The sequence below is a fragment of the Mesorhizobium sp. M0410 genome (assembly GCF_040321435.1).
GTDB lineage: Bacteria > Pseudomonadota > Alphaproteobacteria > Rhizobiales > Rhizobiaceae > Mesorhizobium.
Map to the genome: position 1 here is coordinate 47,476 of NZ_JAMYRN010000026.1, position 15,384 is coordinate 62,859.

The 15,384-nt window shown below is 62.9% G+C and carries 10 protein-coding genes and 1 pseudogene; 5 read left to right on the forward strand and 6 right to left on the reverse strand.

Annotation, left to right across the window (positions count from 1 at the left end; translation table 11 throughout):
• Positions 1 to 39: 39 nt before the first annotated feature.
• A complete protein-coding gene (gene purH / locus NKI63_RS26615; RefSeq protein ID WP_352687063.1) occupies positions 40 to 1,656 on the forward strand; it encodes a bifunctional phosphoribosylaminoimidazolecarboxamide formyltransferase/IMP cyclohydrolase in 1,617 nt (538 codons plus the stop codon).
• 39 nt (positions 1,657 to 1,695) lie between these two features.
• On the opposite strand, the gene NKI63_RS26620 is transcribed toward purH, so the two are convergent.
• Positions 1,696 to 3,072 (reverse strand): MFS transporter, encoded by a 1,377-nt coding sequence (locus tag NKI63_RS26620; protein WP_352504865.1) that lies wholly within the window; start codon positions 3,070 to 3,072, stop codon positions 1,696 to 1,698.
• A 188-nt stretch (positions 3,073 to 3,260) separates the two neighbouring features.
• Entirely contained in the window at positions 3,261 to 8,057 is a 4,797-nt protein-coding gene (locus NKI63_RS26625; protein WP_352504864.1) for an NAD-glutamate dehydrogenase, read from the reverse strand.
• A 131-nt stretch (positions 8,058 to 8,188) separates the two neighbouring features.
• Between NKI63_RS26625 and NKI63_RS26630 the strand changes: the two genes are divergently transcribed.
• Together NKI63_RS26630 and NKI63_RS26635 are read left to right on the forward strand one after the other, a co-directional pair.
• Positions 8,189 to 8,752 (forward strand): peroxidase-related enzyme, encoded by a 564-nt coding sequence (locus tag NKI63_RS26630; RefSeq protein WP_254817739.1) that lies wholly within the window; start codon positions 8,189 to 8,191, stop codon positions 8,750 to 8,752.
• A 137-nt stretch (positions 8,753 to 8,889) separates the two neighbouring features.
• Positions 8,890 to 9,213 carry a YciI family protein gene (locus tag NKI63_RS26635; protein ID WP_254817740.1) on the forward strand — a complete coding sequence of 108 codons (324 nt, stop codon included), beginning with the start codon at positions 8,890 to 8,892 and terminating at the stop codon, positions 9,211 to 9,213.
• Positions 9,214 to 9,222: 9 nt separating this feature from the next.
• On the opposite strand, the pseudogene NKI63_RS26640 reads toward NKI63_RS26635, so the two are convergent.
• A pseudogene (locus NKI63_RS26640) lies at positions 9,223 to 9,830 on the reverse strand (LysE family translocator).
• Between the two features lie 395 nt (positions 9,831 to 10,225).
• Between NKI63_RS26640 and NKI63_RS26645 the strand changes: the two are divergent.
• A complete protein-coding gene (locus NKI63_RS26645; protein WP_352504861.1) occupies positions 10,226 to 10,852 on the forward strand; it encodes a DUF1062 domain-containing protein in 627 nt (208 codons plus the stop codon).
• Positions 10,853 to 10,898: 46 nt separating this feature from the next.
• Here the strand turns inward: NKI63_RS26645 and NKI63_RS26650 are convergent, their stop codons facing one another.
• Together NKI63_RS26650 and typA are read right to left on the reverse strand one after the other, a co-directional pair.
• Positions 10,899 to 11,108 carry a hypothetical protein gene (locus NKI63_RS26650; protein ID WP_352504860.1) on the reverse strand — a complete coding sequence of 70 codons (210 nt, stop codon included), beginning with the start codon at positions 11,106 to 11,108 and terminating at the stop codon, positions 10,899 to 10,901.
• A 16-nt stretch (positions 11,109 to 11,124) separates the two neighbouring features.
• Entirely contained in the window at positions 11,125 to 12,954 is a 1,830-nt protein-coding gene (gene typA / locus NKI63_RS26655) for a translational GTPase TypA (RefSeq protein WP_254817743.1), read from the reverse strand.
• A 198-nt stretch (positions 12,955 to 13,152) separates the two neighbouring features.
• On the opposite strand from typA, the gene NKI63_RS26660 reads away from it, so the two are divergent.
• Positions 13,153 to 13,434 (forward strand): hypothetical protein, encoded by a 282-nt coding sequence (locus NKI63_RS26660; protein ID WP_352479551.1) that lies wholly within the window; start codon positions 13,153 to 13,155, stop codon positions 13,432 to 13,434.
• A gap of 37 nt (positions 13,435 to 13,471) precedes the next feature.
• Here NKI63_RS26660 and NKI63_RS26665 read toward each other — a convergent pair whose 3' ends face one another.
• Positions 13,472 to 15,046 (reverse strand): alkaline phosphatase D family protein, encoded by a 1,575-nt coding sequence (locus NKI63_RS26665; protein WP_352504858.1) that lies wholly within the window; start codon positions 15,044 to 15,046, stop codon positions 13,472 to 13,474.
• Between the last annotated feature and the right edge of the window lie 338 nt (positions 15,047 to 15,384).

Below are 15,384 nucleotides of genomic sequence, written 5' to 3' on the forward strand. Positions count from 1 at the left end.
CGGACGCTCTCCAACCAGAACTGGAAAGGCCGCCAGCCCATGGCCGTCGCCGCCAAGAACATTCCCGCGCCCGACCTTGTTCCGATCCGTCGCGCGCTGCTCTCCGTCTTCGACAAGACCGGCCTGATCGACTTCGCCAAGGCGCTGGCTTCGGCCGGCGTCGAGCTGGTTTCGACCGGCGGCACCGCAAAGGCGATCGCCGAGGCCGGCATGGCCGTGCGCGACGTATCCGAGCTCACCGGCTTTCCCGAGATCATGGACGGCCGCGTCAAGACGCTGCACCCGTCGGTGCATGGCGCACTGCTCGGCGTGCGCGACGATCCCGAGCACGCCGCTGCGATGCGCGACCACGGTATCGAGCCTATAGATCTCGTCGTCTCCAATCTCTATCCATTCGAAGAGGTGCGCCGCTCCGGCGCCGACTACGCGGCGATCGTCGAGAACATCGATATTGGCGGCCCGGCGATGATCCGTGCCTCGGCCAAGAACCACGCCTATGTCGGTATCGTCACCGACCCTGACGACTATGCCTCGGTGCTCAACGCGCTGGAGATGAATTTCGGCTCGCTGTCGCTGGATTTCCGCAAGAAGCTGGCAGCCAAGGCCTTTGCCCGTACTGCCACCTACGATGCGGCGATCTCGGGATGGTTCGCCGAGGCGCTCGAGATCGAGCATCCGACATGGCGCGCCTTCGGCGGCAAGCTGCAATCGGTGATGCGCTATGGCGAAAACCCGCATCAGGGCGCCGGCTTCTATGTCAATGGCGACAGGCGGCCGGGCGTCGCTACGGCGCGCCAGCTTCAGGGCAAGCAGCTTTCCTACAACAACATCAACGACACCGACGCCGCCTTCGAGCTGGTCGGCGAATTCGATCCGACCCGCTCCGCCGCAATTGCCATCATCAAGCACGCCAACCCGTGCGGCGTCGCCGAAGCCGCTTCGCTGCACGCGGCCTATGCCAAGGCGCTGGCCTGCGATCCGGTCTCTGCCTTCGGCGGCATCGTCGCCATGAACCGCATCCTCGACGCCGGAACCGCCGAAGAGATCGTCAAGACCTTTACCGAAGTGATCATCGCACCAGAGGCGTCCGAGGAAGCAGTCCGCATCATTGCCGCCAAGAAGAATCTACGCCTGCTGGTTACCGGCGGCCTGCCCGACCCGCGCGCGGCGGGCCTTGGCTTGAAATCGGTTGCCGGCGGCTTGCTGGTCCAGGGCCGCGACAATGCGGTGATCGATGACCTCGACCTGAAAGTGGTGACCAGCCGCGCTCCGACGCCGGCCGAATTGGCCGATCTGAAATTCGCCTTTCGCGTGGCAAAGCACGTCAAGTCGAACGCCATCGTCTATGCCAGGGATGGCGCTACAGTCGGCATCGGCGCCGGCCAGATGAGCCGGGTCGATTCCTCGCGCATCGCCGCGCGCAAGGCGCTCGACGCGGCCGAGGCTGCCGGTCTGACGGAGCCTTTGACCAAGGGCTCTGTCGTCGCCTCGGATGCCTTTTTCCCGTTCGCGGATGGGCTTTTGTCGGCAATCGAAGCCGGCGCCACCGCCGTCATCCAGCCCGGCGGCTCGATGCGCGACGACGATGTCATCGCCGCCGCCGATGCTCACGGCATCGCCATGGTGTTTACCGGCGTGAGGCATTTCAGGCATTGAACTCCCTCCCTTCCCTCTGTGGGAGAAGGGACGAGCAGATCACTCCGCCGGCCGATCCGCCGGATAGGGCGTGCCGATCAGGATCGCCATGCCCGCTCCGAGGAACAGCACGATCGCCGCCATGCCGAGCCGCGCCGAGCCGCTGGCCAGGGTGATCGTGGCCACCATGAAAGGTGCGGCAAAACTGGTTGCTCGGCCGGCCAGCGCATAGATGCCGAAATAGCGGCCCGATTCGGCCGCGGAGACGCTGCGCGCCATGTAGGAGCGCGACGATGCCTGCACCGGCCCGAAAGCAAGCCCGATCAGCAGGCCGTAGAAAATGTAGGCTTTTTCCGCCGCCGTGCCGAACAATCCGCCGCCGTCCAGTCCGGGCATCACCCAGGCGCCGAACAGCGTATAGCCCGGGCCGGTCGAGACGATGCCGAGCGTGGCGATGCTCAGCATGACCAGCGAAATCATCACTATGGACTTGGAACCCAGCGCCGTGTCGAGGCGTGCGGCAACCAGGCATCCGACTATGGCGACGACGTTGAGGATGATGCCGAACAGGCCGATCTCGGTAATCGACCAATGGAACATTGCCGCCGCAAACGTTCCGCCCAACGCCAGCAGCGCGTTGACGCCGTCCTGATAGATCATGCGGGCGACGAGAAAGCGAAAAATGCCGCTGCGCTTGCGCACTTCGGCCAGCGTCGACTTCAGTTCCGACAGTCCCTCGCGCACCGCCGGCCCGATTGGAATGCCTTTGATTGCATCCGGCGTGAAGAAGAACATCGGCAGGATGAACAGGAAATACCAGGCCGCCGACAACGGTCCGGTGGCGCGCGCGTCCTCGCCGAGCCTGGGATCGAGGCCGAAGATCGGGTCCAGCCCAACAACGGTCTTGCCGGTTTCAGGCGAGCCGGCCATGACGGTAACGACAAAGATCAGTGCGATCATGCCGCCGAGATAGCCGAGCCCCCAGGCCATGTTCGAGATCCTGCCGATGTCGCTCTTCGGCACCAGGCGGGGCATCATCGAATCATTGAACACGGTCGAGAATTCCGCCGCGACCGACGCCAGCGAGAACAACGCCACGACCAGAAAAAGATCAGAGCCGGGCGCGGCGAACCACAGCAGGGTGAGGCAGGTGATCTTGACCGCGGCGAAGAAGGCTATCCACGGCTTTCGCGGTCCGGTCTGGTCGGCAATCGAACCGAGGACCGGCGACAAAACGGCAATGATGAGGCCGGCGGCGGCAATGCCGTAGCCCCAGGCCGCTTGCCCGGTCTCGGGATTGCTGGCCATGCGCGAGACGAAATAAGGACCGAAGATGAAGGTAGTGACGACCGTGAAAAACGGCTGTGCCGCCCAGTCGAACAGCATCCATCCCCAGATGCCGCGTCCCGACGCCCGCTGCACTGCCATCTCAGCCATGTCCCCTCCGCTGGAGCTTGCTCAATGCCGATCGAATCGGAATGACGCTCCGTCTTGTTGTTGAGCACGATCTTGTCCAAAAGCCGATCGTTAGGTTCGGCATCATGCTCCGGCGCTCCCCAAAGCAGCGCGCCGTTCGCTCTATCGCGCAGTTCTTCCCGGCAATCCCGCGCGATATGGAAGACGTCTCACAGCCCCGTCAGATCGCTCATCAGGCCGGACGCCACCGACAGCCGCGACACGGTGATGTCGCCGCCCTCGGTCAGCGCCTGCAGCCGCTCGCGGATGCGTCCGACCCGTTCGCCGCCGGCCTCCAGCCATGCCGTCACCGGATCCGCCGCCTCGGCATGGCTGGTGAGTGCCGCCACGGCGATGCCGCGCCTGGCCGCGCCGATCGTGTCGGTGGCACGGGAAAGCGCCAGTTGATCGTAATAATCCGAGGGGGTGATCGAGCGCGCCGCATCTTCGACGCGCGGGATGCGGAAGACATCGCTGACCGCGAAAAACGCCTTGGCAGCAGCGACGATGCCAGCATTCGCCGTCCGCGCCGTCAGGGCAATGTCGGGGATGAGTTCCGCCACATCGGTCAACGCCAGTTGTTCGGCAAGGCTCCCCGGCGCGCCGCCCTTCGACAGATTGTGCCGCCGCTCTTCGATCCGCTCGCGCGAGAAGGCCGGCAGCAGCGAAACCAGCTTCGACTCCAGCGCCTTGCGCGCGTCCTGCAACTCGGCGATCCGCTGCCCGAGCGGCGCGGTGCCGGCATCGTTCTTCAGGTACCAGCCGCTCGTCACATAGATCAGCCGGCTGACCGCCTGATAAAGGTCGAGCTGGATCTGCCCGTCGATTTGGTTGTCGAGCGCGTCGATCTGGCGATAGAGCGCCGGCAGCGCAAATCCATCCCGAACCACGGCGAAGGTGCGCACGACATCGGCGGCACTGCGGCCGGTTGTTTCCTGCAGCCTGTTGACGAAGGACGGACCGCCGCGATTGACCAGATCATTGGCGACGACACGGGCGATGATCTCGCGGCGCAGCCGATGGCCGTGGATTTCTCCCGCATATCTCTTTGCCATGCGATCGGGGAAATAGCCCATGAGATCACGGTCGAAATGCGGATCGTCGGGCACGTCGCTGGCGACGATATCGGAAAACAGCGCGATCTTGGCATAGGCAAGCAGCACGCCGAGCTCGGCCCGGGTCAGCGGCTCGCCGCGCGTCTCGCGCTCGACAAGGGCCGCCGGCGACGGCAGCGCCTCGACGGCACGGTCGAGCAGTCCGCGCGCCTCCAGCGCCGCCATGAAGCGGCTCTGATGGGCGATGTCGGCGAGGCCCCGCTTGCGGGCAAGCGACAGCGCCAGCGTCTGCTGGTAATTGTTGGACAGCACCAGGGCGCTGACCTCATTGGTCATCTCGGCCAGCAATTTGTTGCGCGCCGGCCGGGTCAACGATCCCTTGCGCATCGCGGAAGCCAGCGCGATCTTGATGTTGACCTCGACGTCGGAACAGTTCACGCCGCCCGAATTGTCGATCGCGTCTGAGTTGCAGCGGCCGCCATTCAATCCGAATTCGATGCGCGCCCGCTGCGTGACGCCGAGATTGGCGCCCTCGCCGATCACCTTGGCGCGCAGGTCGAGCGCGGTGATGCGGATCGCGTCATTGGCACGGTCGCCGACATCCTGGTTGGTCTCGCCCGATGCTCTGACATAGGTGCCGATGCCGCCGAACCACAAAAGGTCTGCCGGCGCCTTGAGGATGGCACTCATGATCTCGACCGGCGTGGCCGTTGTCTTGCCGAGGCCGATCGCTGCAGCCGCGGCGGCCGGCAAGGTGATCGACTTCTGGCTGCGCGAGACGATGATGCCACCTTCGGACAGCTTCGTCTTGTCGTAATCCTGCCAGCTTGAGCGGGCGAGAGCGAACATACGCCGGCGCTCGGCCATCGAAGCCGCCATGTCGGGATCGGGATCGATGAAGATGTCGCGATGATCGAAGGCGGCGATCAGTCGGGTCTGCTCCGACAGCAGCATGCCGTTGCCGAACACGTCGCCTGACATGTCGCCAACGCCGACGACGGTGAACGGAGTGGTTTGGATGTCGCGGTTCATCTCGCGAAAATGCCGCTTGACCGCTTCCCAGGCGCCCTTGGCGGTGATGCCCATCTTCTTGTGGTCGTAACCGGCCGAACCGCCGCTGGCGAAAGCGTCGTCGAGCCAGAAGCCGTGCTTTTCACTGATGGCGTTGGCGATGTCCGAGAAGGTCGCCGTGCCCTTGTCCGCGGCGACGACGAAATAGGGATCGTCCTGGTCGCGCCGCACCACGCCCGCCGGCGGGATGACGCCGTCCAGGCCGATATTGTCGGTGATCGACAACAGGCTGGAAACGTAATTCTTGTAGGCGGCTGTGCCGGCCTCGAAAATGGCGTCGCGCCCGGCGCTCATCGGCAGCTTTTTCGGGTAGAAACCGCCCTTGGCGCCAACCGGCACGATCACCGCATTCTTGACCTGCTGTGCCTTGACCAGGCCGAGCACTTCGGTGCGATAGTCCTGGGCACGGTCCGACCAGCGCAGGCCGCCGCGCGCGACTGGGCCGAAGCGCAGATGCACACCCTCGACCTCAGAGCCATAGACGAAGATCTCCCGCCATGGCCGCGGCGCCGGCAGCCCGTCCACCGATTGCGAATCGAGCTTGATCGCCAGCGATTGGCCTTTCTCTTTCGTATCGGCAACGAAATGATTGGTGCGCAGCGAGGCCTCGATCAGGTTCAGATAACGGCGGATGATGGTGTCGTCATCAATGTTGGGAACGTCTTCCAGCGCATCCGTGATCTTGGCCTTCAAATGTTTGGCCTGGACGACACCTTCCGTTTCCGCCGTCGGGCCGAGGCGGGCGACGAACAGCGCATGCAGGCCGCGGGCGATCTCGGGATAGCGATTGAGCGCGGCGGCGATGAAATCCTGGCTCTGCGGGATACCGGCCTGCTGCAGATAGCGGCCATAGGCGCGCAGGACGGTGATCTCGCCTGACCACAGGCCGGCGGTCTGGGCAAGGCCGTTATAGCCGTCATTGTCGACATCGCCGCGCCAGACGGAAAGGAACGCATCCTCGAACAGCGCGCCGCCATTGCCGAGGTCGATCGGCCTGCCGTAGCTGTTCTCGAGTTCCATGTCGTGGATGAAGACCATGCCGGATTGATTGTCGCCGACCTCGAAAGTGCGCTCGCTGATGACGCGGAAACCAATGTTTTCCAGCACCGGCACGCGCCGCGACAGCGCCACCGGGCTGCCGTGGTGATAGATCTTCAGCGCAGCCTGATGCGGCTTCTGGACGGCGTGACGGTAATAGTCGATGGCGATCGGATTTGACGCATCGAGCTTGGCGATGCGCCCGGCGTCGGCCAGCGCCACGGCCGGCGGAAAACTGTCGCGATAGCTTTCCGAAAAACGCGAGGCGATGGCCGTGAGTCTCGCATCGGCGCCGGTCTCTGTCGCGGTCTCGCGCAGTGCATCGTCCCAGGTCCGTACGATGTCGCGGATCGCCGCCTCGATCGTCGCCTGCTCGACCTTCGGCGTCTTGCCGCCGGAGCGGCCGATGATGAAATGGACACGCGCCAGCCCGCCTTCCGGGAACGCCGGATAATAGGCCGACAGCCGGCCTTCGAAGACGGTCTTCAGATACGTGCCGATCTTCTCACGCACGACGCTGTCGTAGCGGTCGCGCGGCACGAAGACGAGCACGGAGACGAAGCGGTCGAACTGGTCGACACGCACCAATGCCCTGACGCGCGGCCGCTCGATCAAGCCCAGGATGGCTTCGGCATGCTTGCGCAGGATCGGCACCGGAACCTGGAACAGCTCGTCGCGCGGATAGCTCTCCAGCACGTTGATCAATGCCTTGCCGGAATGGTCGCTTGGATTGAAGCCGGATTTGGCGATGACGGTTTCCGCCTTCGAGCGCAGATAGGGGATTTTCATCACCGAGCGCGTATAGGCAGTCGACGTGAACAGGCCGACGATGCGGAGCTCGCCCGAAAGCACGCCTTTGCCGGTGTAGGTCTTGACGCCGATGTAGTCGAGGTAGATGCGCCGGTGCACCGATGACTTGGCGTTGGCCTTGGTGACAATCAGCGGTTCCGGCCCATGCAGGAAAGCGCGGATTTCCGGCGTCGTGCTTACCGCTTCGGTGCCGCGCCTGAGCACCAGCACGTCGGGATCGGAAAGGATGCCGAGGCCGGGCTTTTCGGCCCGCTCGAGCATGCCGCTCGTCTCGCCGCCGGTGTAGTTGAATTCGCGCATGCCGAGAAAGGTGAAATTGTCGTCGCGCAGCCATTCGAGGAAGGCGATCGCCTCGGTGACATGGGCCTTGTCGAGCGGCACTGGCGAGTAGCGGAATTCCGAGATCGCCTGGTCGAGGCGGGCGAGCATCGGCTTCCAGTCGGTGACGGCGGCGCGCACTTGGCCGAGCAGCTTGGTCAGGCGTGCGGCCAGACCTTCAGCCTGCTCGGCCGAAAGGCGGCCGATATGGACATGGATGACGCTCAGCCGGTCATGGCTGTGGTCGCCCTTGGCATAACCCCCGTCGCCGAGGATTTCCTCGACGCCGTTTTTGCCGTGCCTGACGACTATGACCGGGTGGGTAACCAGCAGCGGCTCGCCCGCGCTCTCGGTGATTTCGCCGAGGACGGAATCAAACAGGAACGGCATGTTGTCGTTGACGACGGTGATCACCGTCATCGGCCGGCCCTGGCGGACGACACCGGAATCGACGTCTATAGCAACGACGCAGTCGTCCTTCTTGTGCCTGGCCACTGCGCGGCCGGCGAGTTCGGCAGCGCGTTCGAGATCGATGACGTCGTAGGCGGCGACATCTTCGGCCGGAGCTCGGGCCAGCAGGTAGTCGGCAAGCCTGCCGGGCTTTTCGCCACCCGCGGCTTCACCCCTCGTCAGGCCGGCTTTTTTCAACCGGCTCGCTGACTTTACACTGGCCATGAGTCCCTCCCGTCGCATGTTTTTGCGGCTATGCTAACAGATGACGGGTATTTGGCGACAAAGGTTTGACGGCTTGCGACGAAATGTCGGAATTCACCGGCAGCCTGGCGAAAAACGAGGAGAAATCCGCCATGACGGACAAAATCACCGCGCTTGACCTGGCACCGGCGGAGCTGAGCGACGCGACCAAGGCCTATTTCGCCAAATGCCGGGAGAAACTCGGCCTCGTTCCCAATGTGCTACTCGCCTATGCCTTCGACGAGAAGAAGCTGCGCGCTTTCACCGACATGTACAATGATTTGATGCTGGGTGAATCCGGCCTGTCGAAACTCGAGCGCGAGATGATCGCGGTCGCCGTCTCTTCGGTCAACCATTGCTACTATTGCCTGGCCGCGCATGGCGCGGCGGTGCGCCAGCTTTCCGGCGACCCCGCCTTCGGCGAGATGATGGTGATGAATTTTCGCGCCGCCAAGCTGTCGGACAGGCAACGCGCCATGCTCGAATTCGCGGTGAAGCTGACCGAGCAACCGGCAAAGATCGTCGAAGCGGACCGGGCGGCGCTGCGGCAAGTCGGCTTTTCCGACCGCGACATATGGGATGTCGCCTCGACCGCGGCATTCTTCAACATGTCGAACCGGCTGGCATCGGCAATCGATATGCGGCCGAACGATGAATACCACGCGATGGCGCGATAGGGCACCGCTGTTGCGAGCCAACCGCACATTATATTAGCTACTTCGCATTCTCGTTGCTTGTTTGCCGGTTTGGTCAGATGATCGGCATGCGGCATGACCGCATGCCGGTTCGATGCCGCCGATCAGAGGAGGAGAACATGGCGAAATTTCTCTACGTCTATCATGGCTCAGGCAAGATGCCGACCGAGGAGGCCGAACGGAAGGCAGCGATGGATGCCTGGACCGGCTGGTACGGCAAGCTCGGCTCAGCGGTGGTCGACGGTGGCAATCCAGTCGGCATGTCGAAGACCGTGCTGCCTGGCGGCAAGGTCGAGAACAACGGCGGCAGCAATCCGACCGCTGGTTACACCATCATCGAAGCAAAAGACATCGACGATGCCGTCGGCAAGGCCAAGGATTGTCCTATCTTGACCGACCCAGCCTTTAGTATCGAGATCGCGCCGATCATCGAAATGGGTTGACGCGCCGGCTCAGGACCGCGCCGCGATCGCCGCCGCAGCGCCGGCCATGGTGCCGGCGCTGATGCGGTTGGCGATCTTCATCGCCCGCTTGCTTCTCAAGAGCTTGCGCGCCTGCGATGCGGCGAGCACCCAGGTCAAATCGATGGCGACCAGGACCACTGCCATGGTCGCCGTCAGCTCGACCCAGCCGACCACGCTGACCGAACCGAGGTCGATGATGGTCGGCAGCAGCGCCAGATAGAACATCATGATCTTGGGGTTGCCGAGCGTCACAGCCATGTCGGCAAAGAACAGCTTGGCAGGAGAATCTTCGCGCGGCAGCGAACCTTCCTTCGCCTCGACCGGTGCCGTCCACATCTTCCAGGCAAGCCAGCCGAGATAGCTGACGCCGGCCCACTTCACGACGACAAAGGCATAATGGAACGTCTGCGCCACCACGGCGAGGCCAAACACCGCCAGAGACAGCCAGATCGCTTCGCCGATCCACATCGCAAGCAGGAACGGAAACACGTCGCGGAAGCCCTTTGCGATGACCCGCGCCACAAGAGCGGCAATCGACGGGCCGGGCGAGCCGGCGGCAACAAGCAGGCAAAAATCAGCAGCGACGTGAAATGCATGACGGGGTCTCGTTTGAAGTGTTTGGGGTGTTCAACATAACCCAACTGTTCCGGCGACGGTAGCGTCTACCGAAAGAAGGCTTGTCCGCCAGGCACCTCACGGCTAGAGATGTCGTTCCGAAATCCTTTCCGAGCTTCACTTTGCCTACGTAACCGCCGGTCTCGTCAACTCCCCCAACACAGAGCAGGGCGTCGCAGTCGCGGTGCCTGTTTTCACATGACCTGTTCTTCAGGGTGGCGGTTCGAGACCGGTTTGGCACTGCTGAACCGCTGTCGCGCATAACCACCCGCGACACCTGATTTCCAACTGCCGCAGTCTCTCGCCACGCCGTGCCCGCAAGGGGTTCTCGATATCGCCGATCTGACGAACTTCCCGACGGGAAGGGCTTTTCGGCATGCCTTCGATACTGCTCATCCGCTGGGCGATCGCGCCCAAAACCGCACCTCGACCTCACCTCAACTGCAATCGCTGCGGCGGCCTGAAAGCCTATCGCTGCAGCGGCAAATTCCGCGTCAATGCCAATGGCAAGCGCATTGACGCCTGGTTGATCTACCGCTGCATCGACTGCGACAATTCCTGGAATTTCGGCATTCTGGAGCGCTGCAGCCGCCGGGATATCGAACCGGCAATATTGCAGGCGCTCGAAAGCAACGATCCGGTCCTGGCGCGGCGCCATGCCTTCGATGTTGCCGCATTGCGAAGCAGTATCGGGCGCGTTGAGGAGTTCGCCGAAGCCGCCGTTCAAAAGGAGGTGCTCGGCGACAGGCTGGGAAACACCACCGCTCTCGAACTCCAGCTCTGGCTCGAAACGCCGACATCGCTGCGGCTCGACCGGTTGCTCGCCAGCGAACTCGGTGTCTCGCGATCGCGGCTTCAGGTTTGGGAAGAGAAACGATTGCTGGTCATTAGTCCGGACGGAGCCAAAGCCTTGCGCAGGCCGGCGCGGACGGGAACGGCGATCCGCATCCACCTGTCTGGCGAACCAGACCGGGACGACATCATTTCGGCTGCCGGCGGATGAGGCGACGGCAAGGGCATCCGCAATCGGAGACAGTTGCGGCCAGGGGTCAATCGCCCTCTTTGGAGGCCGAGCCGATCAAACCCTTGGCTGCATCGAGATCGCTGTCGGCGACTTGCACATGGATCAAGCCGAGCCTGCCCGTGTCGAGAAGATAATTCGCGAGAGCATAAATTCCATACGCGTCGAGCATCGACACGCAAACTTCGGCCTCGCGTCGATTGTCGTATATGACAGCCGTGACGAGTTTACCGCTCACTGCGCGGTATTACCCTTTATGCCGCGCCGACCACTTTCGCCGACTTCTCAAAACGCTTGCGCTCGTTCGGGTCGAGATAGAGCTTGCGCAGGCGGATGGTCTTCGGCGTCACCTCGACCAGCTCGTCGTCCTGGATCCAGGCCAGCGCGCGTTCCAGCGTCATGCGGATCGGCGGCGTCAGCTTCACCGCCTCGTCCTTGCCGGCGGCGCGGATGTTGGTCAGCTTCTTGCCCTTGAGCACGTTGACCTCGAGATCGTTGTCCCTGGAATGGATGCCGATGATCATGCCCTGATAGACCTTGACGCCGGGATCGATGACCATCGGGCCGCGGTCTTCCAGGTTCCACATGGCATAGGCCACCGATTCACCCTGTTCGTTGGAGATCAGCACGCCGTTGGTGCGACCCGGCAGCTCACCCTTATAAGGCTCGTAGGCATGGAACAGCCTGTTCATCACGGCGGTGCCGCGCGTGTCGGTCAACAGTTCCGACTGGTAGCCGATCAGGCCGCGCGTCGGCGCGTGGAAGACGATTCGCTGGCGATTGCCGCCCGAAGGGCGCAACTCGACCATCTCGGCCTTGCGCTCCGACATCTTCTGCACGACGACGCCGGCATGCTCCTCGTCGACGTCGATGACGACTTCCTCGACCGGCTCCAGCAATTCGCCGTTATCGCCCTTCTGCATGACGACGCGCGGCCGCGACACGGCGATCTCAAAACCTTCGCGGCGCATCGTCTCGATCAGCACGGCCAGCTGCAATTCGCCGCGGCCGGAAACGAAGAACGAATCCTTGTCAGGTGATTCCTCGATCTTCAGCGCGACATTGCCTTCGGCCTCGCGCAACAGGCGGTCGCGGATGACGCGGCTGGTCACCTTGTCGCCTTCGGTACCGGCCAGCGGCGAATCGTTGACGAGGAAAGACATCGTCACCGTCGGCGGATCGATCGGCTGCGCGTGCAGCGGCTCGGTCACCGACAGGTCGCAGAAGGTGTCTGCGACAGTGCCTTTCGACAGGCCGGCGATGGCGACGATGTCGCCCGCCTGCGCTTCCTCGATGGGCTGGCGCTCGAGCCCGCGGAAGGCGAGGATCTTCGAAATGCGGCCGGTTTCGACCTGGGTGCCGTCATGGTGCAGCACCTTGACCGCCTGGTTGGATTTCAGCGTGCCGGATTCGATACGGCCGGTGATGATGCGGCCGAGGAACGGATTGGCTTCCAGGATGGTGCCGATCATGCGGAACGGGCCGGGATGAACGGTCGGCGCCGGCACGTGCTTGATGACGAGGTCGAACAGCGGCGCCAGAGCCTGGTCCTTCGGGCCTTCGGGGTTTTCCGAGACCCAGCCGTCGCGGCCTGAACCGTAAAGGATAGGGAAGTCGAGCTGCTCGTCGGTGGCGTCAAGTGCTGCGAAAAGGTCGAACACCTCGTTGACCACTTCGACATGGCGGGCATCCGGCCGGTCGATCTTGTTGATGACGACGATCGGCTTCAGTCCAACCTTGAGCGCCTTGCCGACGACGAATTTGGTCTGCGGCATCGGGCCCTCGGCGGCGTCGACCAGCACGATGGCCGAATCCACCATCGACAGGATGCGCTCGACCTCGCCGCCGAAATCGGCGTGGCCGGGCGTGTCGACGATGTTGATGCGGGTATCCTTCCAGTCGACCGAGGTCGCCTTGGCCAGGATGGTGATGCCGCGTTCCTTTTCAAGATCGTTTGAATCCATGGCGCGCTCGGCGACGCGCTGGTTGTCGCGGAACGAGCCGGACTGTTTCAGGAGTTGGTCGACGAGGGTGGTTTTTCCATGGTCGACGTGCGCGATGATCGCGATATTGCGGATTTTCATGTTTCGGTCTCGGGAGCGTTGCAGGCAGCAGGCCAAAAGGCGCTGCCTCTTTCGGTTGGGCGGCTCATACAGGGTTTTTCGCATTTGCGAAAGAGGAGGCGAGCCACCAAATAAAGTCACCAAATCTTAAATATCTTGGTGTGAAGTGGAATTATTAACCAAGGCGGAACCTTTCGTGGTCCGGACAGTTCGAATTTCATGATCGAGACAGGCATCAAACTCCGGCCGATTTTGGCATGTACCGCGCTCGCCGTCCTCCTCGCGGCAAGCGCGGCGCAATCGGCCGCGCCGTCCAAGGAGACGCGGTCTGCTCTGCCGTCCGACAAGCGCTCGGCAGAGCAGCTTTTTGCCGATGCTCCGGACGGCGTCGACCCGGTGGTGACCGGACCGGTCAGCACCGCCTTCAAGCAAAGGCAAAAAAACGCCGGATGCGACAGCGCCGTCTGGCCCAAGATTCCCGTCGTCTGCTATCCCGATTGATGCACATCCACCTTCGGGGTGGTCCTAAAAGGCAATCTCACGCCGACCGCACCGGATCGAGCGTGACCTTATAGAGTTCGCTGTCGTCGCGATCCATCAGCCGCACCGTCAACTGCTCGGTGGCTCCATCGATGTCGACGAGCCCGAAGAACTGCAGGCCGGCCGACGGCGGCAGGTTCTGACCCTGTTCGGCGGTCGGTGCCTTGATGAACCTCAGCTCCGGGCCGAAAGTCATGTCGAAAGCATTCGGTCCGAATGTGCCGGCGTGGATCGGACCCGAAACGAATTCCCAGAACGGATTGAAGTCCTGGAACTGCGCCTTGTCCGGATTGTAATAATGCGCGGCTGTGTAATGCACGTCCGCGGTTAGCCAGACGGTATTGCTGATCCCCGCGTTCTTTATATAGCGAAGGAGGTCGGCAATTTCCAGCTCGCGCCCCTTGGCCGGGCCATTGTCGCCATTGCTGATTGCCTCAGCCCCGACCTTCTTGGTGCCGTCGTTCCAGACGACGAGGCCGAGCGGCATGTCGGCGGCGATGATTTTCCAGGTTGCATTGGAATTCGCCAGCTCGCGCTTCAGCCATTTCGTCTGTTGTTCGCCGAGGATGCGCGATTGCGGCGTCATCGTCTCCTGCATATTCGGACCGTTGGGGCCGCGATAGGAACGCATGTCGAGGAAGAACACGTCGAGCAGCGGCCCATAGGCGATTTTGCGGTAGACACGGCCGGGCTCCGACGGCTCGTAGCGGATCGTCGTCATTTCGTGGAAGGCGCGCGCCGCGCGTGCCGCCAGTACATGGATGGATTTTTCGGTGTAGCGGTCGTCGGCGCTCAGATCCTTCGAATCCGACCAGTTGTTCACCACCTCGTGGTCGTCCCACTGGTAGAACGTCGGGCAGATGGCGTTCAGCGCCAGCACGTTCCTGTCCATCAAATTGTATTTCCACTGACCCCGGTATTCATCCAGCGTCTCGGCAACCTTGCGTTTTTCGTCGATCAGCACGGTGTTCTTCCACTTGCCGCCGCCGGGCAGGTCGACCTCGTCCTTCATCGCGCCATCGGCATAGATCGTATCGCCCGAATGCAGGAAGAAGTCCGGCGTGTGCTTGGCGATCGTGGCGTAGGTCTTCATGCCGGTGTCGTCGATGCCCCAGCCCTGGCCGGCGGTGTCGCCCGACCAAGCGAAACGAATGTCGCGCTTCGAGGCAGGTGCCGTGCGGAAGCGGCCGATGATCGGCTCGGAAACGGCGTTGATATCGGAAAGATCGGCCGCGACCATGCGGTAGAAGATGTCCTGGTCGGAGGCGAGATCGGTAAGCAGCCGCTTCACCGTATAGTCGCTGGCCGGCGAGCTATCGAGCGGCGCCAGGCGGACGGCATTGGCGAAGCTCTCCGTCGGCGACACTTCGAACATGACGCGCGACGGCCGGTCCGTGCGCGCCCAGACCATGCCGCTGGTCGCGTCGACGTCGCCGGATTGGATACCGTGGGTAAAGGCCGGGCGCTGATTGGCGCGCGAGTAATAGGGAAGCGCGAGGCCCGACGCGCCGACCAGGCCAACGGCGCTGGCCGACGTGACGAAAGCGCGCCGCGTCATCGAAATCTTGTTCATGGCTGTCTCCTGGATGGCGTTGAACGTCGCCGCCAAGCTCCAGCTTCAATGTTTCAGGCACATTTCGAAACGATGAAGGTTTTCTGACATCAACAGGATGGCGAATCTCCCTCCTTGAGGGGGAGATGTCGCCGGGGGCGACAGAGGGGGTCGTCTCGCATGGAGCACCGACCTCTTGCGCCTGCGATAAGGGGCCGAGCCCGGTCGGACCGACCCCCTCTGGCCGCTTCGCGGCCATCTCCCCCTCAAGGGGGTGTTTGGACCGGGGACATCGCGAACAGCTGTGCGAGGACATCGCGAACAGTTTGCCATCCTATCGTTGGCTTGCATTGAGGTCG

Bases quoted from the DNA above. Each gene is read 5' to 3' on its own strand.
- purH (WP_352687063.1), top strand. From the start codon at position 40: ATGGCCGTCGCCGCCAAGAACATTCCCGCGCCCGACCTTGTTCCGATC.
- NKI63_RS26620 (WP_352504865.1), bottom strand. From the start codon at position 3,072: ATGGCTGAGATGGCAGTGCAGCGGGCGTCGGGACGCGGCATCTGGGGA.
- NKI63_RS26625 (WP_352504864.1), bottom strand. From the start codon at position 8,057: ATGGCCAGTGTAAAGTCAGCGAGCCGGTTGAAAAAAGCCGGCCTGACG.
- NKI63_RS26630 (WP_254817739.1), top strand. From the start codon at position 8,189: ATGACGGACAAAATCACCGCGCTTGACCTGGCACCGGCGGAGCTGAGC.
- NKI63_RS26635 (WP_254817740.1), top strand. From the start codon at position 8,890: ATGGCGAAATTTCTCTACGTCTATCATGGCTCAGGCAAGATGCCGACC.
- NKI63_RS26645 (WP_352504861.1), top strand. From the start codon at position 10,226: ATGCCTTCGATACTGCTCATCCGCTGGGCGATCGCGCCCAAAACCGCA.
- typA (WP_254817743.1), bottom strand. From the start codon at position 12,954: ATGAAAATCCGCAATATCGCGATCATCGCGCACGTCGACCATGGAAAA.
- NKI63_RS26660 (WP_352479551.1), top strand. From the start codon at position 13,153: ATGATCGAGACAGGCATCAAACTCCGGCCGATTTTGGCATGTACCGCG.
- NKI63_RS26665 (WP_352504858.1), bottom strand. From the start codon at position 15,046: ATGAACAAGATTTCGATGACGCGGCGCGCTTTCGTCACGTCGGCCAGC.